Raw genomic sequence first — 20,286 nt, 5'->3', positions numbered from 1 at the left:
TTCAGCAGCGTCAGCAGCCAATCAGCAACAGTGAAATGGCATTTTGATTATTCGTGGCGCTTTTGATTTCGCTGTCTGTTTATTTTCTGACAAGCAGCGTAAACTCCGCGTCTTCCTCTTCCAGTGATCGACCAGCATGCATAACTCCCCCGCAGTCTCCAGCGCGAAATCGTTTGACCTGACCTCGACGGCGTTTTTAATCGTTGCCTTTCTCACCGGTATTGCGGGCGCTCTGCAAACCCCGACACTCAGTATTTTTCTTACCGATGAAGTACATGCCCGTCCGGCGATGGTGGGATTCTTCTTTACCGGCAGCGCTGTCATTGGGATTCTGGTAAGTCAGTTTCTCGCCGGGCGCTCTGATAAGCGCGGCGATCGCAAATCGCTGATTGTCTTTTGCTGCCTGTTAGGCGTGCTGGCCTGCACCCTTTTTGCCTGGAATCGCAACTACTTTGTTTTGCTATTCGTTGGCGTCTTTCTTAGCAGCTTTGGCTCGACCGCTAACCCGCAAATGTTTGCCCTTGCCCGTGAACATGCCGACAAAACCGGACGTGAGGCGGTGATGTTCAGTTCTTTTTTACGCGCTCAGGTTTCACTGGCATGGGTCATTGGTCCACCGCTGGCTTATGCCTTAGCGATGGGTTTCAGCTTTACGGTAATGTATCTGAGCGCAGCGGTAGCGTTTATTGTTTGCGGCGTGATGGTGTGGCTGTTTTTACCGTCGATGCAAAAAGAGCTTCCGCTGGCGACCGGCACGATTGAAGCGCCGCGCCGTAACCGTCGCGATACGCTGCTGCTGTTTGTCATTTGTACATTGATGTGGGGCTCGAACAGCCTGTACATCATCAACATGCCGCTATTTATTATCAACGAACTGCATCTTCCCGAGAAACTGGCCGGTGTGATGATGGGGACCGCCGCCGGGCTGGAAATCCCGACCATGTTGATTGCCGGATATTTCGCCAAACGTCTGGGTAAGCGTTTCTTAATGCGCGTTGCTGCCGTGGGTGGCGTCTGTTTTTACGCAGGAATGCTGATGGCGCATTCACCTGTCATTCTGTTGGGCTTGCAGCTGCTAAATGCTATTTTTATTGGCATTCTGGGTGGCATCGGGATGCTCTATTTTCAGGATTTGATGCCCGGTCAGGCAGGTTCAGCCACCACGCTCTATACCAACACGTCGCGCGTGGGCTGGATCATCGCAGGATCAGTGGCGGGCATCATCGCCGAGATCTGGAATTATCACGCTGTGTTCTGGTTTGCGATGGTGATGATTATCGCCACTCTGTTTTGCTTACTGCGGATTAAAGATGTTTAAGGCGCGGTCAGGATTTCCAGATCGATAAGCCAGGTCATGGCCTGCTGACGCGAGTTACCGCACATTTCAGCACTGGCTTGTAAGCCTGCACAGACTTTCGGTCGCAGTGGCGAGGTGAAAATTTTACAGCGTTGCTGTTCATCAAGCTGAATGCAGGGCGTATTGGCGGGCTTGCCATCTGGCATACCGGGAATAGGGCTGGAAATTGAAGGGGCAGTGCAACACGCCCCGCAACCCGGACGGCATTCCATACGTTGTTCTCTTAAGGTTAACCACCGGATTGATGAGCGCGCACAGTACCACCTTTTTTGCACCAGCAAAAGTGCGAATACCACTTGCCCGAAAGGCCCGTCGCGAGTACTTTGTCGCGATATTTTTGACATTTTCGACTACAGGAATTTTTCGATGCCAAGAGCGAACGAAATTAAAAAAGGTATGGTACTGAATTACAACGGCAAACTGCTGCTGGTTAAGGATATTGATATTCAGTCGCCCACTGCCCGCGGTGCCGCTACGCTGTACAAAATGCGTTTTTCTGATGTCCGTACCGGGCTGAAAGTAGAAGAGCGTTTCAAAGGTGATGATATCGTTGACACCGTGACGCTGACCCGCCGTTACGTTGACTTCTCCTATGTCGATGGCAACGAATATGTCTTTATGGATAAAGAAGACTATACCCCGTATACCTTCACCAAAGATCAGATTGAAGAAGAGTTGCTGTTTATGCCAGAGGGCGGCATGCCGGACATGCAGGTGCTGACCTGGGACGGTCAACTGCTGGCGCTTGAGCTGCCGCAGACCGTTGATCTGGAAATCGTTGAAACCGCACCAGGCATCAAAGGGGCATCTGCCAGCGCCCGTAACAAACCGGCGACATTGAGCACTGGTCTGGTGATTCAGGTACCAGAATACTTAAGCCCGGGCGAAAAAATTCGTATCCATATCGAAGAACGCCGTTATATGGGGCGTGCTGACTAACTTCAGCCGCATGCAGAAAAGGGATAGCTCAGGCTGTCCCTTTTTTAATTTATTATACCAATCTTCTATTTTGCGCTTCCTGAACACCTTACGCCCTCAATTTTCACTCGTTGATTGATCGCCCTCACACTTCATCGCTTTAACAATCCAGACCAATTTCAATTGCTGTCATATAACTTTACACTGTCATTGTTAATTTATCGTTACTAAGACGTGACTCCTATGAAGACAATTGCCTCCGTTACGCTCCCGCATCATGTACACGCTCCACGCTACGATCGCCAGCAGTTGCAATCACGTATCGTTCATTTTGGCTTTGGCGCCTTTCACCGCGCTCATCAGGCGTTACTGACCGATCGTGTGCTGAATGCCCAGGGCGGCGACTGGGGGATCTGTGAAATCAGCTTGTTCAGCGGTGATCAACTGATGAGCCAGCTCCGCGCACAGAACCATTTATATACCGTGCTGGAGAAAGGTGCGGACGGCAATCAGGTGATAATTGTCGGTGCCGTTCACGAATGCCTTAATGCAAAACTGGGTAATGACTCCAACTTATTGATAGTGTTTTATGTTCAGATAATGCCCGATGACTTTGTCATGCAGCTCCACCGATTTTGAGAACGACAGCGACTTCCGTCCCAGCCGTGCCAGGTGCTGCCTCAGATTCAGGTTATGCCGCTCAATTCGCTGCGTATATCGCTTGCTGATTACGTGCAGCTTTCCCTTCAGGCGGGATTCATACAGCGGCCAGCCATCCGTCATCCATATCACCACGTCAAAGGGTGACAGCAGGCTCATAAGACGCCCCAGCGTCGCCATAGTGCGTTCACCGAATACGTGCGCAACAACCGTCTTCCGGAGCCTGTCATACGCGTAAAACAGCCAGCGCTGGCGCGATTTAGCCCCGACATAGCCCCACTGTTCGTCCATTTCCGCGCAGACGATGACGTCACTGCCCGGCTGTATGCGCGAGGTTACCGACTGCGGCCTGAGTTTTTTAAGTGACGTAAAATCGTGTTGAGGCCAACGCCCATAATGCGGGCTGTTGCCCGGCATCCAACGCCATTCATGGCCATATCAATGATTTTCTGGTGCGTACCGGGTTGAGAAGCGGTGTAAGTGAACTGCAGTTGCCATGTTTTACGGCAGTGAGAGCAGAGATAGCGCTGATGTCCGGCGGTGCTTTTGCCGTTACGCACCACCCCGTCAGTAGCTGAACAGGAGGGACAGCTGATAGAAACAGAAGCCACTGGAGCACCTCAAAAACACCATCATACACTAAATCAGTAAGTTGGCAGCATCACCCAAAACTGGATTCCTTAGCGGCAATTATTGAGAAATTTTGCGAGCCACAGGTGGCAATTGTTTCCCTGACGATTACCGAAAAAGGCTATTGTATTGACCCGGCCACCGGTGCACTCGACACCAGTAATCCGCGGATTATTCACGATCTACAAACCCCTGAAGAACCTCACTCCGCACCGGGTATTCTCGTCGAAGCACTGAAACGCCGCCGTGAGCGCGGCCTTACACCGTTTACCGTGCTCTCCTGCGACAATATTCCCGACAATGGTCATGTGGTGAAAAACGCGGTGCTGGGAATGGCAGAAAAACGTTCGCCAGAACTCGCCGGGTGGATAAAAGAGCACGTCAGTTTTCCGGGAACCATGGTCGACCGCATTGTTCCGGCTGCAACCGACGAATCACTGGTGGAAATCAGCCAGCATCTGGGGGTGAATGATCCCTGCGCGATTAGCTGCGAACCGTTTATCCAGTGGGTGGTGGAAGATAACTTCGTCGCTGGGCGTCCTGCCTGGGAAGTCGCAGGTGTACAAATGGTGAATGATGTCCTGCCATGGGAAGAGATGAAACTGCGGATGCTTAATGGCAGCCACTCTTTTCTCGCTTATCTGGGTTACCTCTCAGGATTCGCCCATATCAGTGATTGCATGCAGGATCGCGCATTTCGCCATGCCGCCAGAACATTAATGCTGGATGAGCAAGCGCCGACACTGCAAATTAAAGATGTCGATTTAACACAATATGCGGATAAGTTAATTGCACGTTTTGCTAATCCGGCGCTGAAACATAAGACCTGGCAAATCGCGATGGATGGCAGCCAGAAATTACCGCAACGCATGCTGGCAGGTATTCGCATACATCAGGGGCGCGAAACGGACTGGTCGTTGCTGGCATTAGGCGTTGCAGGCTGGATGCGTTACGTCAGCGGCGTTGATGATGCCGGAAATGCCATTGATGTTCGCGATCCGCTTAGCGATAAAATTCGCGAACTTGTTGCGGGCAGCAGCAGTGAACAACGCGTAACCGCCCTGCTTTCCCTGCGTGAAGTTTTCGGTGATGATCTGCCAGATAACCCGCATTTTGTGCAGGCCATCGAACAAGCCTGGCAACAAATCGTACAATTCGGCGCACATCAGGCGCTATTAAACACCCTCAAAATTTAACGATTTCTGCGGTTAAAGCGGATGAAGCTCACCTTCGTCCGCTCTCCCCTTCTCTTTTCTGCCTTTTTTAGCCAGGATTAACGCTCAGTTAACTTACCAGAGTATTGCGGAGCCGTTGTGACCAGGACCAACCTCATCACCGGTTTTCTCGGCAGCGGGAAAACCACGTCGATTCTTCATCTGTTAGCCCATAAAGATCCCAACGAAAAATGGGCGGTACTGGTTAATGAATTTGGGGAAGTCGGAATTGATGGTGCTTTGCTCGCCGATAGCGGCGCATTGCTGAAAGAGATCCCCGGCGGCTGCATGTGCTGCGTTAATGGTTTACCCATGCAGGTAGGGTTGAATACCTTACTGCGTCAGGGAAAACCAGACCGCTTGTTGATAGAGCCGACCGGGCTGGGCCATCCGAAACAGATCCTCGATCTGTTAACCGCACCAGTCTATGAACCGTGGATAGATCTGCGCGCCACCTTGTGCATTCTCGATCCACGCCTGCTGCTGGACGAAAAAAGCGCCAGCAATGAAAACTTCCGTGACCAGCTGGCTGCCGCAGACATCATTGTCGCCAATAAATCCGACCGTGCGACGCCCGAAAGTGAGCAAGCGCTACAGCGTTGGTGGCAGCAAAATGGTGGCGATCGACAATTAATTCACAGTGAGCATGGGAAAGTTGACGGTCATCTTCTGGATTTGCCGCGTCGCAATTTAGCCGAGTTGCCCGCCAGCGCCGCGCATTCTCATCAGCATGTCGTGAAAAAAGGGTTAGCAGCGTTAAGCCTGCCAGAGCATCAACGCTGGCGTCGCAGTCTGAACAGCGGGCAAGGATATCAGGCCTGCGGCTGGATATTCGACGCTGATACGGTATTCGACACCATTGGCATTCTGGAATGGGCGCGACTTGCACCGGTGGAACGCGTCAAAGGCGTGCTGCGTATTCCCGAAGGGCTGGTACGAATCAACCGTCAGGGCGATGACCTGCACATTGAAACGCAAAACGTTGCGCCACCGGACAGCCGTATTGAGCTGATTTCCAGCAGCGAAGCTGACTGGAATGCCTTACAGAGCGCGCTGTTGAAGCTTCGTTTAGCGACTACCGCGTAAGGTTGCCTGCGTTTTTCAGTAAGATAATTAGAGAAAATATGATTAAAAATTTGCCGCAAATAGTGTTGTTGAATATTGTCGGCCTCGCGCTGTTTCTTTCCTGGTATATTCCCGTTAATCATGGATTCTGGTTGCCGATTGATGCGGATATTTTTTATTTCTTTAATCAGAAACTGGTCGAAAGTAAGGGCTTTTTGTGGCTGGTTGCATTGACCAACAATCGCGCTTTCGACGGTTGTTCTCTGCTGGCGATGGGAATGTTGATGCTGGGTTTCTGGCTGAAAGAAAACGCCCCTGGCAGACGACGTATCGTGATTATGGGTCTGGTCATGCTATTAACTGCAGTGGTATTAAACCAGCTGGGTCAGGCATTAATTCCTGTAAAACGGGCCAGCCCAACATTGACTTTTACCGATATTAACCGCGTCAGCGAACTGCTCTCTGTTCCCACGAAAGATGCCTCACGAGATAGCTTTCCCGGCGATCACGGCATGATGCTGCTTATTTTTTCGGCATTCATGTGGCGTTATTTCGGCAAAGTTGCAGGCCTTATCGCCCTTATTATTTTTGTGGTTTTTGCATTTCCCAGAGTAATGATTGGCGCACACTGGTTTACTGACATCATTGTCGGTTCGATGACCGTGATATTGATCGGTTTGCCCTGGGTGTTGCTGACGCCATTAAGTGATCGATTAATCACCTTTTTTGACAAATCACTACCGGGAAAAAACAAACATTTCCAAAACAAATAACTCACAGTAATTAACATCATCAGGCTTATTTTTATAGTGAGGATAATCCTGATGATGCGCACCGTGCTTTCATCCATCGCGCGCAAAAATCATTCTCTAAGTAAATGAATGGATTGCATGCGTTTCACTCAATCGTACTTTAATTGACCAATCCCGCTTATTAACTTTCTGTATCACTTTTTCTTATAAAAAATCATGCAAAACCGCTCGCCAAGACCGCATCAATCGGGTAATCTCGAACTCGTTTTGCCTCGGCGGTAGATTATCCTCACAGCATATAATTTTGTGCGTTAGTCCACAGATTTGGCCTTAAGGAATTGTTTCAACATGCCCAGGTAATTAGTCTCGTGTCGCTTGGCATTTTTTTATAACGATATTTGTCGTTAAGGACTTCAAGGGAAAACAAACAACATGGTCAAATCTCAACCGATTTTGAGATATATCTTGCGCGGGATTCCCGCGATTGCAGTAGCGGTTCTGCTTTCTGCATGTAGTGCAAATAACACCGCAAAGAATATGCATCCTGAGACACGTGCAGTGGGTAGTGAAACATCATCACTGCAAGCTTCTCAGGATGAATTTGAAAACCTGGTTCGTAATGTCGACGTAAAATCGCGAATTATGGATCAGTATGCTGACTGGAAAGGCGTACGTTATCGTCTGGGCGGCAGCACTAAAAAAGGTATCGATTGTTCTGGTTTCGTACAGCGTACATTCCGTGAGCAATTTGGCTTAGAACTTCCGCGTTCGACTTACGAACAGCAGGAAATGGGTAAATCTGTTTCCCGCAGTAATTTGCGTACGGGTGATTTAGTTCTGTTCCGTGCCGGTTCAACGGGACGCCATGTCGGTATTTATATCGGCAACAATCAGTTTGTCCATGCTTCCACCAGCAGTGGTGTTATTATTTCCAGCATGAATGAACCGTACTGGAAGAAGCGTTACAACGAAGCACGCCGGGTTCTCAGCCGCAGCTAATAAACCGTTTGGATGCAATCCCTTGGCTATCCTGACGAGTTAACTGAAAGCACTGCTTAGGCAGTGCTTTTTTGTTTTCATTCATTAGAGAAAATGATGTTTCCGCGTCTTGGGTAATGACTCCAACTTATTGATAGTGTTTTATGTTCAGATAATGCCCGATGACTTTGTCATGCAGCTCCACCGATTTTGAGAACGACAGCGACTTCCGTCCCAGCCGTGCCAGGTGCTGCCTCAGATTCAGGTTATGCCGCTCAATTCGCTGCGTATATCGCTTGCTGATTACGTGCAGCTTTCCCTTCAGGCGGGATTCATACAGCGGCCAGCCATCCGTCATCCATATCACCACGTCAAAGGGTGACAGCAGGCTCATAAGACGCCCCAGCGTCGCCATAGTGCGTTCACCGAATACGTGCGCAACAACCGTCTTCCGGAGCCTGTCATACGCGTAAAACAGCCAGCGCTGGCGCGATTTAGCCCCGACATAGCCCCACTGTTCGTCCATTTCCGCGCAGACGATGACGTCACTGCCCGGCTGTATGCGCGAGGTTACCGACTGCGGCCTGAGTTTTTTAAGTGACGTAAAATCGTGTTGAGGCCAACGCCCATAATGCGGGCTGTTGCCCGGCATCCAACGCCATTCATGGCCATATCAATGATTTTCTGGTGCGTACCGGGTTGAGAAGCGGTGTAAGTGAACTGCAGTTGCCATGTTTTACGGCAGTGAGAGCAGAGATAGCGCTGATGTCCGGCGGTGCTTTTGCCGTTACGCACCACCCCGTCAGTAGCTGAACAGGAGGGACAGCTGATAGAAACAGAAGCCACTGGAGCACCTCAAAAACACCATCATACACTAAATCAGTAAGTTGGCAGCATCACCCGCGTCTTGATCCAGGCTATAGTCCGGTCATTGTTATCTTTTAAATGTTGTCGTAATTTCAGGAAATTAACGGAATCATGTTCATACGCGCTCCCAATTTTGGACGTAAGCTCCTGCTTACCTGCATTGTTGCAGGCGTAATGATTGCGATACTGGTGAGTTGCCTTCAGTTTTTAGTGGCCTGGCATAAGCACGAAGTCAAATACGACACACTGATTACCGACGTACAAAAGTATCTCGATACCTATTTTGCCGACCTGAAATCCACTACTGACCGGCTCCAGCCGCTGACCTTAGATACCTGCCAGCAAGCTAACCCCGAACTGACCGCCCGCGCAGCGTTTAGCATGAATGTCCGAACGTTTGTGCTGGTGAAAGATAAAAAAACATTCTGTTCATCTGCGACCGGTGAGATGGACATTCCACTCAATGAATTGATTCCGGCGCTCGACATTAATAAAAACGTCGATATGGCGATCTTACCCGGCACGCCGATGGTGCCGAACAAACCCGCAATCGTCATCTGGTATCGCAACCCTTTGCTGAAAAATAGCGGCGTCTTTGCCGCTCTGAATCTCAACCTGACGCCTTCACTCTTTTATAGTTCACGGCAGGAAGATTACGATGGCGTCGCCCTCATTATTGGCAATACTGCGCTATCTACCTTTTCTTCACGTTTGATGAACGTTAACGAATTAACCGACATGCCAGTCCGTGAAACTAAAATTGCGGGCATTCCTCTGACCGTTCGGCTTTATGCAGATGACTGGACATGGAACGATGTGTGGTACGCATTTTTACTGGGCGGCATGAGTGGAACTGTCGTTGGCCTGCTCTGCTATTACCTGATGAGCGTACGTATGCGCCCCGGCAGAGAAATCATGACCGCCATCAAGCGCGAACAATTTTACGTGGCGTATCAACCGGTGGTGGATACACAAGCTTTGCGAGTAACGGGCCTGGAAGTACTGCTACGCTGGCGGCATCCTGTCGCGGGAGAAATTCCCCCGGATGCCTTCATTAACTTTGCCGAATCGCAAAAGATGATTGTGCCGCTGACTCAGCACCTGTTTGAGTTAATTGCCCGCGATGCCGCAGAATTAGAAAAAGTGCTGCCGGTAGGCGTCAAATTTGGTATTAACATTGCGCCGGACCATCTGCACAGCGAAAGCTTTAAAGCAGATATCCAGAAACTGCTCACTTCCCTGCCCGCACACCATTTCCAGATTGTGCTGGAAATTACCGAGCGCGATATGTTGAAAGAGCAAGAAGCCACACAACTCTTCGCCTGGCTGCACTCGGTCGGCGTAGAAATTGCTATTGATGACTTCGGCACCGGGCACAGCGCGCTTATCTATCTTGAGCGTTTTACGCTCGATTATCTGAAAATTGACCGTGGATTTATCAACGCCATCGGTACGGAAACGATCACTTCACCCGTACTTGACGCGGTGCTGACGCTGGCGAAACGCCTCAATATGCTGACGGTTGCTGAAGGGGTCGAAACGCCGGAACAGGCGCGATGGCTAAGCGAACGCGGCGTTAATTTCATGCAAGGCTACTGGATTAGTCGCCCGTTACCGCTGGACGATTTTGTTCGCTGGCTGAAGAAACCGTATACGCCGCAGTGGTAAGGTGTGCTTACGTCCCTTATTATTCATAGTGAAAGCATGCCGGATTGCGGCTAATGATGAGTAAAAGGAAATCCGTTGCAGATGATTGTGCGCATACTGCTGCTGTTTATCGCCCTGTTCACCTTCGGTGCGCAGGCGCAGGCTATCAAGGAAAGCTATGCCTTTGCCGTGCTGGGCGAACCCCGGTACGCATTTAATTTCAACCATTTTGATTATGTGAACCCCGCCGCGCCAAAAGGTGGGCAGATAACGTTGTCAGCCCTCGGCACCTTCGATAATTTCAACCGCTATGCACTGCGCGGCAACCCGGGCGCACGCACCGAGCAGTTGTACGACACGCTATTTACGACTTCCGATGACGAACCAGGCAGTTATTACCCGCTGATTGCTGAAAGTGCACGCTATGCTGACGATTATTCCTGGGTGGAGGTCGCTATTAATCCGCGCGCCCGTTTTCATGATGGTTCGCCCATTACTGCCCGCGATGTAGAGTTTACTTTTCAAAAATTTATGACCGAAGGCGTGCCGCAATTTCGTCTGGTCTACAAAGGCACCACCGTCAAAGCCATTGCACCGTTAACCGTGCGCATTGAGTTAGCTAAACCCGGCAAAGAAGATATGCTGAGTCTGTTTTCGCTGCCGGTATTTCCAGAAAAGTACTGGAAGGATCACAAACTTAGCGACCCGCTCGCCACGCCTCCGCTTGCCAGTGGTCCGTACCGCGTTACGTCCTGGAAAATGGGGCAAAATATTGTCTATTCCCGTGTGAAAGATTACTGGGCAGCAAACTTACCGGTAAACCGTGGACGCTGGAATTTCGACACCATTCGCTACGATTATTACCTCGATGATAATGTCGCCTTTGAAGCGTTTAAAGCAGGTGCCTTTGATTTGCGTATGGAAAACGACGCCAAAAACTGGGCCACGCGTTATACCGGTAAAAATTTCGATAAAAAATACATCATCAAAGATGAGCAAAAGAACGAATCAGCCCAGGATACGCGTTGGCTGGCGTTTAATATCCAACGTCCGGTATTCAGCGATCGCCGGGTCCGGGAAGCTATCACTCTCGCCTTTGACTTTGAATGGATGAACAAGGCGTTGTTTTACAATGCCTGGAGTCGCACGAACAGTTATTTTCAGAATACCGAATACGCGGCCAGAAATTACCCCGACGCCGCGGAGCTGGTGCTTCTGGCACCAATGAAAAAAGATCTACCGTCAGAAGTCTTCACACAAATCTACCAGCCGCCGGTATCCAAAGGCGATGGCTACGATCGTGACAACCTGTTAAAAGCCGACAAACTTCTCAACGAAGCGGGCTGGGTGCTGAAGGGTCAGCAACGCGTTAATGCCACAACGGGTCAGCCACTCAGCTTTGAATTATTGCTTCCCGCAAGCAGCAATAGTCAGTGGGTATTGCCGTTCCAGCACAGCCTGCAACGGCTGGGTATCAACATGGACATTCGCAAGGTGGATAACTCGCAAATCACTAACCGCATGCGCAGTCGCGACTATGACATGATGCCGCGCGTATGGCGGGCGATGCCGTGGCCCAGTTCCGATTTACAGATTTCCTGGTCATCGGAATATATCAATTCCACTTATAATGCCCCCGGCGTGCAAAGCCCGGTTATCGACTCGCTGATCAACCAAATTATTGCCGCGCAGGGAAATAAAGAAAAATTACTGCCGTTGGGGCGAGCACTGGATCGCGTATTAACGTGGAATTATTACATGCTGCCAATGTGGTACATGGCGGAAGACCGTCTCGCCTGGTGGGATAAATTCTCCCAGCCGGCCGTGCGCCCCATCTATAGCCTCGGTATCGATACCTGGTGGTATGACGTCAATAAAGCGGCCAAACTGCCGTCCGCCAGCAAACAGGGAGAGTAGATGGGCGCTTACCTGATTCGCCGTCTGTTGCTGGTGATCCCAACATTATGGGCGATTATCACCATCAACTTTTTCATCGTGCAAATTGCGCCTGGCGGTCCGGTCGACCAGGCCATCGCCGCCATTGAGTTTGGTAATGCCGGAGTATTACCCGGCGCAGGCGGTGAAGGTGTTCGTGCCAGCCATGCGCAAACGGGTGTCGGCAATATCAGCGACAGTAATTACCGTGGCGGACGCGGATTAGATCCAGAAGTGATCGCTGAGATCACTCATCGCTACGGTTTTGATAAGCCGATCCACGAACGTTACTTCAAAATGCTCTGGGACTACATCCGCTTTGATTTTGGCGATAGCCTGTTTCGCAGCGCCTCGGTGCTGACGCTGATTAAAGACAGTCTGCCGGTTTCCATCACCCTCGGATTGTGGAGCACGCTGATTATCTATCTGGTGTCGATTCCGTTAGGCATTCGCAAAGCTGTTTATAATGGGAGCCGCTTTGACGTCTGGAGTAGCGCATTTATCATCATCGGCTACGCCATTCCGGCCTTTTTGTTTGCCATCCTGCTGATTGTCTTCTTCGCGGGCGGCAGCTATTTCGACCTGTTCCCTCTACGCGGCCTGGTTTCCGCTAACTTTGATTCGCTGCCGTGGTATCAGAAAATCACCGATTATCTGTGGCATATCACGCTGCCGGTGCTGGCGACAGTGATTGGTGGCTTTGCGGCGCTGACCATGCTGACAAAAAACTCATTCCTTGATGAAGTGCGCAAGCAATACGTGGTGACCGCGCGTGCGAAAGGGGTAAGTGAAAAAAATATTCTCTGGAAACATGTGTTCCGCAACGCCATGCTGCTGGTGATTGCCGGTTTTCCGGCGACGTTTATCAGCATGTTTTTTACCGGCTCGCTGCTGATTGAGGTGATGTTTTCACTCAATGGTCTGGGCTTACTGGGCTACGAAGCGACCGTCTCGCGCGATTATCCTGTAATGTTTGGTACCTTGTATATTTTCACCCTGATTGGCCTGCTGCTGAATATTGTCAGTGATATCAGCTATACGCTGGTTGATCCGCGTATTGATTTTGAGGGACGTTAATGTCGCGACTCAGCCCCGTCAATCAGGCCCGTTGGGCGCGTTTTCGTCATAACCGTCGCGGCTACTGGTCGTTATGGATTTTCCTCGTCTTGTTTGGTTTGAGTTTGTGTTCTGAACTTATCGCCAACGATAAACCGTTGCTGGTGCGTTATGACGGCAGTTGGTATTTCCCGTTATTGAAAAACTACAGCGAAAGCGATTTTGGCGGCCCGCTGGCAAGTCAGGCTGATTATCAGGACCCGTGGCTGAAACAACGGCTGGAAAATAACGGCTGGGTACTGTGGGCACCGATTCGCTTTGGTGCTACCAGTATCAACTTTGCTACCGATAAGCCCTTCCCTTCTCCACCCTCCCGGCAAAACTGGCTGGGAACGGATGCCAACGGCGGCGATGTGCTGGCACGCATTCTCTATGGCACGCGGATCTCGGTTCTGTTTGGCCTGATGCTGACTCTCTGTTCCAGCGTGATGGGCGTGCTGGCGGGGGCGCTACAAGGCTATTACGGCGGTAAAGTCGATCTCTGGGGACAACGCTTTATTGAAGTATGGTCGGGGATGCCGACGCTGTTTTTGATTATTTTACTTTCCAGCGTCGTACAGCCTAACTTCTGGTGGCTGCTGGCAATTACTGTCTTGTTTGGCTGGATGAGTCTGGTCGGCGTGGTGCGGGCGGAGTTTTTACGTACTCGTAATTTCGACTACATTCGTGCGGCACAGGCGCTTGGCGTCAGCGATCGCAGTATCATCCTGCGTCATATGTTGCCTAATGCCATGGTCGCGACCCTCACCTTTTTACCGTTTATTTTATGTAGTTCGATAACCACCCTGACCTCGCTCGATTTCCTCGGCTTCGGTCTACCGCTCGGTTCACCGTCACTCGGTGAACTGCTGTTACAAGGGAAAAATAACCTTCAGGCCCCGTGGCTTGGGATCACCGCCTTCTTGTCGGTGGCGATATTATTGTCTTTGCTGATCTTTATTGGTGAAGCCGTCCGCGACGCATTTGATCCTAATAAGGCGGTGTAGCATGACGCAAACTCTGTTAGCGATTGAAAATTTGTCGGTGGGTTTTCGCCATCAGCAAACCGTACGTACAGTAGTCAATGATGTTTCACTACAGATTGAGGCTGGCGAAACGCTGGCGCTGGTGGGTGAGTCAGGTTCAGGCAAAAGCGTTACCGCGCTGTCAATTTTACGCCTGCTCCCTTCCCCGCCGGTTGAATATCTCTCCGGCGATATTCGTTTTCATGGCGAATCGCTGCTTCACGCCAGCGATCAAACGTTGCGCGGTGTACGCGGTAATAAGATCGCCATGATTTTTCAGGAACCGATGGTGTCGTTAAATCCATTGCATACCCTGGAAAAACAGCTTTATGAAGTGCTTTCACTCCACCGCGGGATGCGTCGGGAAGCGGCTCGTGGCGAAATTCTTAACTGCCTTGATCGCGTTGGTATCCGCCAGGCGGCAAAACGGCTGACAGATTATCCGCATCAGCTCTCCGGCGGCGAACGGCAGCGGGTGATGATTGCGATGGCGCTGTTAACGCGACCGGAATTATTAATTGCCGATGAACCGACCACCGCACTGGACGTCTCTGTCCAGGCGCAGATTTTACAGCTGTTGCGCGAACTGCAAGGCGAGCTGAATATGGGCATGCTGTTTATTACTCATAACCTCAGCATTGTCAGAAAACTGGCCCACCGCGTGGCGGTAATGCAAAACGGTCGCTGTGTCGAGCAAAATTACGCCGCTACGCTATTTGCATCACCCACTCATCCTTACACACAAAAGCTACTCAACAGTGAACCGTCAGGCGATCCAGTGCCGTTGCCAGAACCTGCCTCAACGTTGCTGGATGTTGAACAGCTTCAGGTTGCCTTCCCCATTCGCAAAGGGATTTTGAAGCGCATTGTGGATCATAATGTGGTGGTGAAAAACATCAGTTTTACGCTACGAGCGGGTGAAACACTGGGTTTAGTGGGCGAGTCCGGTTCCGGGAAAAGTACGACGGGACTGGCGCTGCTGCGACTGATTAATTCTCAGGGCAGCATCATCTTTGACGGTCAGCCACTGCAAAATTTAAATCGCCGCCAGCTGTTACCTATTCGTCATCGCATTCAGGTGGTATTTCAGGATCCAAACTCCTCGCTCAACCCACGACTCAACGTTTTGCAGATTATTGAGGAAGGCTTACGGGTTCACCAGCCGACGCTTTCTGCCGCACAACGCGAACAACAAGTGATAGCCGTGATGCATGAAGTGGGATTAGATCCTGAAACACGCCACCGTTATCCGGCGGAGTTCTCTGGTGGTCAGCGACAACGTATTGCGATTGCCAGGGCATTAATTCTTAAGCCCTCGCTGATCATACTTGATGAACCGACATCATCACTCGACAAAACGGTACAGGCGCAAATATTGACGCTATTGAAATCATTGCAACAAAAGCATCAACTGGCCTATTTGTTTATCAGCCACGATTTGCACGTTGTCCGCGCGTTATGTCATCAGGTTATCATACTGCGACAAGGGGAAGTAGTGGAACAAGGACCGTGCGCGCGCGTGTTTGCCACACCGCAGCAGGAGTATACGCGTCAGCTACTGGCGTTGAGCTGACGCTTAAAAAGGATTGTAGTTTGAAAAGGGTTCGGCAATTGCCACACCAAAATTTTTCAATCGGCATGTTGCAGCAAACTCGTCCTGGCGATTTACAAACAGGCACGGCTCACCTTCACACTCCAGCACCGAACATGGAACTTCGATGTCGCTTAACGCCTGGCTTAGTTTATACATCACCGACCATGCATTATCACCATCCGGGCTAAGCAATTTAAGCGCCACCAGGCTGTTGTCACCGCACGGTCCATTTTGCGGAATCGGTTCAACCTTCGAACCTGCGAAACCAGCAGACCAGCGATAGTTCTGCGGCAGTCGATGGACGATTGAGAGTTGTAATGAAGTCACTTATTTTCCCCGGAAGCACATTCACTTCACAATTTGTTTACATCAATTTTAACACATCATCAACAATCCGTCTTTATACAGATCGTAAAGATTGATGCCTCGCCTGCGTGGCCTCTATGGCTCTGATTTAAGTAATATCTGCGGGCGTGGTCACGTTTGCGGGGCTATATGTACCCGTTTCTGCGATCTAACTCAACCTTTTTAACTACAATGATGTGACTTTTTACATAAATTGATTTTACATAAAATAAACATATATCGGGGGAATGATAGATTTGTGGTTGACATGCATCAACAAAGGAAGCCTTTTAGCTTCCTCGTTGTGCAATAGATCACCGTTTTTTCGGCCGACTGGCGTACAGACAGAAGAGAATGGAGCTGGTTGCGCAGAATGCAATTGACCAAATCATCGGCCATGCAGAGTTAAAGGTCGCAAGAGAAAGCAATGCGCCAACAATTGCCCCTATGCCAAAACGGAAGGTTCCTGCCAGCGAAGATGCCGTTCCCGCCATATGGGGAAACTCATCAAGAATGACCGCCATCGCATTGGATGACACCATCGACACGCAGCCCACAAACGCCGCAACGCCAACCACCAGCGACCAAAATCCCAGCCCCAGCAGCGCACTGATGACCATCCACGCTGCCATAATAAATTGTATCCACAACCCCGAGCGGAACATATTTAACGCGCCAATGCGGCGGACGAAGCGGCTGTTAAAGATGGTCATCACGAACAGAAAAACAATGTTTAGCGCAAAGTAATAACCAAAGTTTTCCGGCGCGACGTGGTTAATTTCAATATAAACAAACGGTCCGGCGCTTAAGAATGAGAACATCCCGGCAAAGCTGAAACCACTGGCAAGCATGTAGCTCAGGACACGTTTATGGCGGAACAGCGCCGCAAAGTTACCAATAGTGGTACGAATGTGAAATGGCTGACGACGCTCCGGTGGTAAGGTTTCTTTAATCAGGAAGAAAATCATTGCCGAAGCCAGAATCGCCGCTAATGCCAGGATCCAGAAGATGTAATGCCAGCTCAGCCACACCAGCACCCAGCCGCCAACTATCGGTGCCATCAGCGGTGCAATGGTTGTCACCAGCATGACAAACGACATCATCCGCGAGAACTCTTCTTTCGGGTAAATATCGCGCATCAGGGCGTTAATGACCACGCTGGCCGCAGCCGCAGCCAGCCCGTGGAAGAAACGCATCACAATCAGCTGATCGATGGTGTTTGCCAACGCACACGCCACCGCGGCGGCGGCAAACACCAGCGTACCGCCGAGCACCACCGGCTTACGCCCGAAGCTGTCTGCCATCGGCCCGTAGATTAACTGCCCCAACGCAAAGCCCAGAATATAAGTACTGAGGGTCATCTGCGTACTGCCCGCCGGTACGCCAAACTGCGCTGAAATTACCGGTAGCGCGGGCAGATACATATCAATCGACAGCGGCATCAACATGGCCAGCAGGCCAAGGATAAAAACAATAGCAAACGACGAATGCTGTCGGGTGGTCACAACGGGCTCCTGAAAGTCATTGAAAAGTTAGACGACGCTGGCAATTTCTTCTTCAGTTAACGGACGATATTCACCGGGGGCTAAATCAGCATCCAGCGTAATACCGCCAATACGTTCACGATGCAGCTCAACCACGTGGTTACCCACGGCGGCGAACATGCGTTTCACCTGATGATAACGCCCTTCGCTGATGGTCAGACGAACCTGCGTTGGGGTAATCACTTCCAGCACCGCAGGCTTAGTGAGATCTTTTTCGTTATGCAGCTGCACGCCTTTAGCAAATTGCTCTGCCGTATCGTCAGCTACAGGTGATTCCAGTGTCACCAGATAGGTCTTCTCGCAATGATGGCGCGGAGAAGTAATGCGGTGCGACCACTGACCATCATCAGTCATCAGCACCAGACCGGTGGTATCAATATCCAACCGCCCCGCCGCATGCAGTTTCCACGCTACCGGTTCATCAAGAAAATAGAGCACCGTTGGGTGATCAGGGTCGTCCGTGGAGCAAACATAGCCCTGAGGCTTATTGAGCATGAAGTAACGTGGACCGTGTTGCTGCGCCAGCGGGTTGCCATCGTAAGCGACATCATGTTCAGGAAGCAGTTTGAACGCTGCATTACGGACGATTTCGCCATCGACGGTGACACGATTGCCGCGGATTTCACGCCCGGCAATAGCACGGCTAACGCCGAGTTGCTGTGCGATAAATTTATCAAGTCGCATGTGTGTGATTTTGCCTGTAAAAACGGAGGTCGGGCATTGACCCGAAAATCTGAACTGTTGTCTGCCCAGTATAGCGGTCTAATAACATCCCTCAAGGGAAAAAGATCCATGGCATACTATTAGCAGAATAATCTACCTACGCGAGACCATGATTTTTACACTTCGCCCATATCAGCAAGAAGCCGTGGATGCCACGCTCAACCATTTTCGTCGTCATAAAACCCCTGCCGTTATCGTGCTGCCCACCGGCGCAGGTAAAAGCCTGGTGATAGCGGAACTGGCACGGCTGGCTCGTGGTCGCGTGCTGGTGCTGGCACACGTTAAAGAACTGGTGGCGCAAAACCATGCAAAGTATCAGGCGCTGGGGCTGGAAGCCGATATTTTTGCCGCCGGGCTAAAGCGCAAAGAGAGCCACGGTAAAGTGGTATTTGGCAGCGTGCAGTCTGTCGCCCGTAATCTTGATGCCTTTCAGGGTGAATTTTCGCTGTTGATTGTCGATGAATGTCACCGTATTGGTGACGATGAAGAGAGCCAGTATCAGCAAATCCTCACTCACCTGACAAAAGTGAATCCCCACTTACGCCTGCTGGGGCTGACTGCCACGCCTTTTCGATTGGGCAAAGGCTGGATCTACCAGTTTCATTATCACGGCATGGTACGCGGCGATGAGAAAGCCCTTTTCCGTGACTGCATTTATGAGCTGCCGCTGCGTTATATGATTAAACACGGCTATCTGACGCCGCCAGAACGACTGGATATGCCAGTAGTGCAATACGATTTCAGCCGCTTGCAGGCACAGAGTAACGGGCTGTTCAGCGAAGCCGATCTCAACCGTGAGCTGAAAAAACAACAACGTATTACCCCGCACATCATCAGCCAGATTATGGAGTTTGCTGCAACGCGCAAAGGGGTGATGATTTTTGCCGCGACGGTTGAACACGCAAAAGAGATTGTGGGATTACTGCCTGCCGAAGATGCAGCACTGATTACTGGCGACACCCCCGGCGCTGAGCGCGATGTGTTAATTGAAAATTTTAAAGCCCAGCGTTTTCGCTATCTGGTCAACGTCGCGGTACTGACCACCGGATTTGACGCCCCGCACGTCGATCTTATCGCCATTCTGCGCCCTACCGAATCAGTGAGTCTTTACCAACAAATTGTCGGGCGCGGTCTGCGTCTCGCTCCGGGCAAGACTGATTGCTTAATTCTTGATTATGCGGGTAATCCTCACGATCTCTACGCGCCGGAAGTTGGTACACCAAAAGGCAAAAGTGACAACGTTCCGGTACAGGTTTTCTGCCCTGCCTGCGGTTTTGCCAACACCTTTTGGGGGAAAACGACCGCCGACGGGACATTGATTGAACACTTTGGTCGTCGCTGTCAGGGATGGTTTGAAGATGACGACGGTCATCGCGAACAATGTGACTTCCGTTTCCGTTTTAAAAATTGCCCGCAATGTAACGCGGAAAACGATATTGCCGCCCGCCGCTGCCGCGAATGTGACACCGTACTGGTTGATCCGGACGATATGTTAAAAGCGGCGCTACGACTGAAAGACGCGCTGGTATTACGCTGTAGCGGCATGTCTTTGCAACATGGGCACGACGAGAAAGGCGAATGGTTGAAAATCACCTATTACGATGAAGACGGCGCGGATGTGAGTGAGCGTTTCCGTCTGCAAACACCTGCCCAGCGTACCGCCTTCGAGCAGCTTTTTATCCGCCCGCATACGCGCACACCGGGCATCCCGCTGCGCTGGATCACCGCCGCCGATATCCTCGCCCAGCAAGCCTTATTGCGACACCCGGATTTTGTCGTCGCCCGCATGAAAGGCCAGTACTGGCAGGTGCGTGAAAAAGTGTTCGATTACGAAGGTCGTTTTCGTCTGGCGCACGAATTACGCGGTTAATGGTAGTTTTGATTGATGTATAAGGCGATTGAGTATAGAATCTCGCCCGCTTTTGCATACGCAAAGC

17 protein-coding genes and 2 pseudogenes are annotated in these 20,286 nt (G+C 50.8%); 13 read left to right on the top strand and 6 right to left on the bottom strand.

Annotated features, from left to right (window positions below; translation table 11 throughout):
• The first annotated feature begins 136 nt into the window (after positions 1–136).
• Complete coding sequence (gene setB, locus ACU8XX_RS08235) at positions 137–1,318, top strand: sugar efflux transporter SetB (RefSeq protein ID WP_112034023.1); 1,182 nt, start codon at positions 137–139, stop codon at positions 1,316–1,318.
• Here setB and ACU8XX_RS08230 read toward each other — a convergent pair.
• A complete protein-coding gene (locus ACU8XX_RS08230; RefSeq protein WP_001446648.1) occupies positions 1,315–1,569 on the bottom strand; it encodes a YkgJ family cysteine cluster protein in 255 nt (84 codons plus the stop codon). The genes setB and ACU8XX_RS08230 overlap by 4 nt on opposite strands.
• A 154-nt stretch (positions 1,570–1,723) precedes the next feature.
• On the opposite strand from ACU8XX_RS08230, the gene yeiP reads away from it, so the two are divergent.
• Both yeiP and ACU8XX_RS08220 read left to right on the top strand, forming a co-directional pair.
• Positions 1,724–2,296, top strand: coding sequence for an elongation factor P-like protein YeiP (gene yeiP / locus ACU8XX_RS08225; RefSeq protein ID WP_001136827.1), 573 nt, complete (start codon positions 1,724–1,726; stop codon positions 2,294–2,296).
• Positions 2,297–2,518: 222 nt separating this feature from the next.
• Positions 2,519–2,833, top strand: a pseudogene (locus ACU8XX_RS08220) (mannitol dehydrogenase family protein); the annotation flags it as partial.
• A gap of 15 nt (positions 2,834–2,848) precedes the next feature.
• Here ACU8XX_RS08220 and ACU8XX_RS08215 read toward each other — a convergent pair.
• Positions 2,849–3,546 (bottom strand): IS1-like element IS1A family transposase gene (locus ACU8XX_RS08215; RefSeq protein WP_103215986.1). Its coding sequence is split into 2 segments (ribosomal slippage): positions 2,849–3,297 and positions 3,297–3,546, totalling 699 coding nucleotides; the frame shifts between segments, so codons are not numbered across the junction.
• Positions 3,547–3,603: 57 nt separating this feature from the next.
• Here ACU8XX_RS08215 and ACU8XX_RS08210 point away from each other — a divergent pair.
• From ACU8XX_RS08210 to mepS, 4 genes and pseudogenes are all read left to right on the top strand, one after another.
• Positions 3,604–4,761, top strand: a pseudogene (locus ACU8XX_RS08210) (mannitol dehydrogenase family protein); the annotation flags it as partial.
• 117 nt (positions 4,762–4,878) lie between these two features.
• Positions 4,879–5,865: a zinc-binding GTPase YeiR gene (gene yeiR / locus ACU8XX_RS08205; RefSeq protein ID WP_000198822.1), complete on the top strand. Its 987-nt coding sequence runs from the start codon at positions 4,879–4,881 to the stop codon at positions 5,863–5,865.
• A 38-nt stretch (positions 5,866–5,903) separates the two neighbouring features.
• On the top strand, positions 5,904–6,617 hold the full coding sequence (gene lpxT / locus ACU8XX_RS08200; RefSeq protein ID WP_089640287.1) for a Kdo(2)-lipid A phosphotransferase: 714 nt from the start codon (positions 5,904–5,906) through the stop codon (positions 6,615–6,617).
• A gap of 411 nt (positions 6,618–7,028) precedes the next feature.
• Positions 7,029–7,595: a bifunctional murein DD-endopeptidase/murein LD-carboxypeptidase gene (gene mepS / locus ACU8XX_RS08195; protein WP_000241011.1), complete on the top strand. Its 567-nt coding sequence runs from the start codon at positions 7,029–7,031 to the stop codon at positions 7,593–7,595.
• 127 nt (positions 7,596–7,722) lie between these two features.
• Here mepS and ACU8XX_RS08190 read toward each other — a convergent pair.
• A protein-coding gene (locus tag ACU8XX_RS08190; RefSeq protein ID WP_103215986.1) for an IS1-like element IS1A family transposase occupies positions 7,723–8,420 on the bottom strand; the annotation gives its coding sequence in 2 pieces (ribosomal slippage) (positions 7,723–8,171 and positions 8,171–8,420; 699 coding nt in all).
• A gap of 132 nt (positions 8,421–8,552) precedes the next feature.
• On the opposite strand from ACU8XX_RS08190, the gene ACU8XX_RS08185 reads away from it, so the two are divergent.
• The 5 genes from ACU8XX_RS08185 to yejF all read left to right on the top strand — a co-directional run bounded on the left by ACU8XX_RS08185 (position 8,553) and on the right by yejF (position 15,716).
• Positions 8,553–10,109: a cyclic di-GMP phosphodiesterase gene (locus ACU8XX_RS08185; protein WP_000470560.1), complete on the top strand. Its 1,557-nt coding sequence runs from the start codon at positions 8,553–8,555 to the stop codon at positions 10,107–10,109.
• An 81-nt stretch (positions 10,110–10,190) separates the two neighbouring features.
• Positions 10,191–12,005 (top strand): extracellular solute-binding protein, encoded by a 1,815-nt coding sequence (locus ACU8XX_RS08180; protein ID WP_000637034.1) that lies wholly within the window; start codon positions 10,191–10,193, stop codon positions 12,003–12,005.
• Positions 12,006–13,100, top strand: coding sequence for a microcin C ABC transporter permease YejB (locus ACU8XX_RS08175; RefSeq protein ID WP_000501604.1), 1,095 nt, complete (start codon positions 12,006–12,008; stop codon positions 13,098–13,100).
• On the top strand, positions 13,100–14,125 hold the full coding sequence (locus tag ACU8XX_RS08170) for an ABC transporter permease (protein WP_000088916.1): 1,026 nt from the start codon (positions 13,100–13,102) through the stop codon (positions 14,123–14,125). Before ACU8XX_RS08175 ends, ACU8XX_RS08170 begins: the two co-directional genes overlap by 1 nt.
• 1 nt (position 14,126) lies before the next feature.
• A complete protein-coding gene (gene yejF / locus ACU8XX_RS08165; protein ID WP_000194927.1) occupies positions 14,127–15,716 on the top strand; it encodes a microcin C ABC transporter ATP-binding protein YejF in 1,590 nt (529 codons plus the stop codon).
• Positions 15,717–15,719: 3 nt separating this feature from the next.
• Here yejF and ACU8XX_RS08160 read toward each other — a convergent pair whose 3' ends face one another.
• The 3 genes from ACU8XX_RS08160 to rsuA all read right to left on the bottom strand — a co-directional run bounded on the left by ACU8XX_RS08160 (position 15,720) and on the right by rsuA (position 18,310).
• The gene (locus ACU8XX_RS08160; RefSeq protein ID WP_000202798.1) at positions 15,720–16,064 is read right to left on the bottom strand and encodes a YejG family protein; all 345 of its coding nucleotides are present in this window, start codon (positions 16,062–16,064) and stop codon (positions 15,720–15,722) included.
• A 332-nt stretch (positions 16,065–16,396) separates the two neighbouring features.
• Complete coding sequence (gene bcr / locus ACU8XX_RS08155; protein WP_000213361.1) at positions 16,397–17,587, bottom strand: multidrug efflux MFS transporter Bcr; 1,191 nt, start codon at positions 17,585–17,587, stop codon at positions 16,397–16,399.
• Positions 17,588–17,614: 27 nt separating this feature from the next.
• Entirely contained in the window at positions 17,615–18,310 is a 696-nt protein-coding gene (rsuA, locus tag ACU8XX_RS08150) for a 16S rRNA pseudouridine(516) synthase RsuA (protein WP_001234850.1), read from the bottom strand.
• Between the two features lie 148 nt (positions 18,311–18,458).
• On the opposite strand from rsuA, the gene ACU8XX_RS08145 reads away from it, so the two are divergent.
• Complete coding sequence (locus ACU8XX_RS08145) at positions 18,459–20,219, top strand: DEAD/DEAH box helicase (RefSeq protein WP_000578061.1); 1,761 nt, start codon at positions 18,459–18,461, stop codon at positions 20,217–20,219.
• The last annotated feature ends 67 nt before the right edge of the window (positions 20,220–20,286 follow it).

This window comes from Escherichia sp. MAL-1, assembly GCF_052948035.1.
This window is presented reverse-complemented; position numbering and strand designations above follow the sequence as displayed.

What these genes read in the sequence shown, in the direction of transcription:
- setB (WP_112034023.1), top strand. Translation starts at nt 137, where the DNA reads ATGCATAACTCCCCCGCAGTCTCCAGCGCGAAATCGTTTGACCTGACC.
- ACU8XX_RS08175 (WP_000501604.1), top strand. Translation starts at nt 12,006, where the DNA reads ATGGGCGCTTACCTGATTCGCCGTCTGTTGCTGGTGATCCCAACATTA.
- yejF (WP_000194927.1), top strand. Translation starts at nt 14,127, where the DNA reads ATGACGCAAACTCTGTTAGCGATTGAAAATTTGTCGGTGGGTTTTCGC.
- lpxT (WP_089640287.1), top strand. Translation starts at nt 5,904, where the DNA reads ATGATTAAAAATTTGCCGCAAATAGTGTTGTTGAATATTGTCGGCCTC.
- rsuA (WP_001234850.1), bottom strand. Translation starts at nt 18,310, where the DNA reads ATGCGACTTGATAAATTTATCGCACAGCAACTCGGCGTTAGCCGTGCT.
- ACU8XX_RS08145 (WP_000578061.1), top strand. Translation starts at nt 18,459, where the DNA reads ATGATTTTTACACTTCGCCCATATCAGCAAGAAGCCGTGGATGCCACG.
- yeiP (WP_001136827.1), top strand. Translation starts at nt 1,724, where the DNA reads ATGCCAAGAGCGAACGAAATTAAAAAAGGTATGGTACTGAATTACAAC.
- ACU8XX_RS08170 (WP_000088916.1), top strand. Translation starts at nt 13,100, where the DNA reads ATGTCGCGACTCAGCCCCGTCAATCAGGCCCGTTGGGCGCGTTTTCGT.
- ACU8XX_RS08230 (WP_001446648.1), bottom strand. Translation starts at nt 1,569, where the DNA reads ATGGAATGCCGTCCGGGTTGCGGGGCGTGTTGCACTGCCCCTTCAATT.
- ACU8XX_RS08180 (WP_000637034.1), top strand. Translation starts at nt 10,191, where the DNA reads ATGATTGTGCGCATACTGCTGCTGTTTATCGCCCTGTTCACCTTCGGT.
- ACU8XX_RS08185 (WP_000470560.1), top strand. Translation starts at nt 8,553, where the DNA reads ATGTTCATACGCGCTCCCAATTTTGGACGTAAGCTCCTGCTTACCTGC.
- mepS (WP_000241011.1), top strand. Translation starts at nt 7,029, where the DNA reads ATGGTCAAATCTCAACCGATTTTGAGATATATCTTGCGCGGGATTCCC.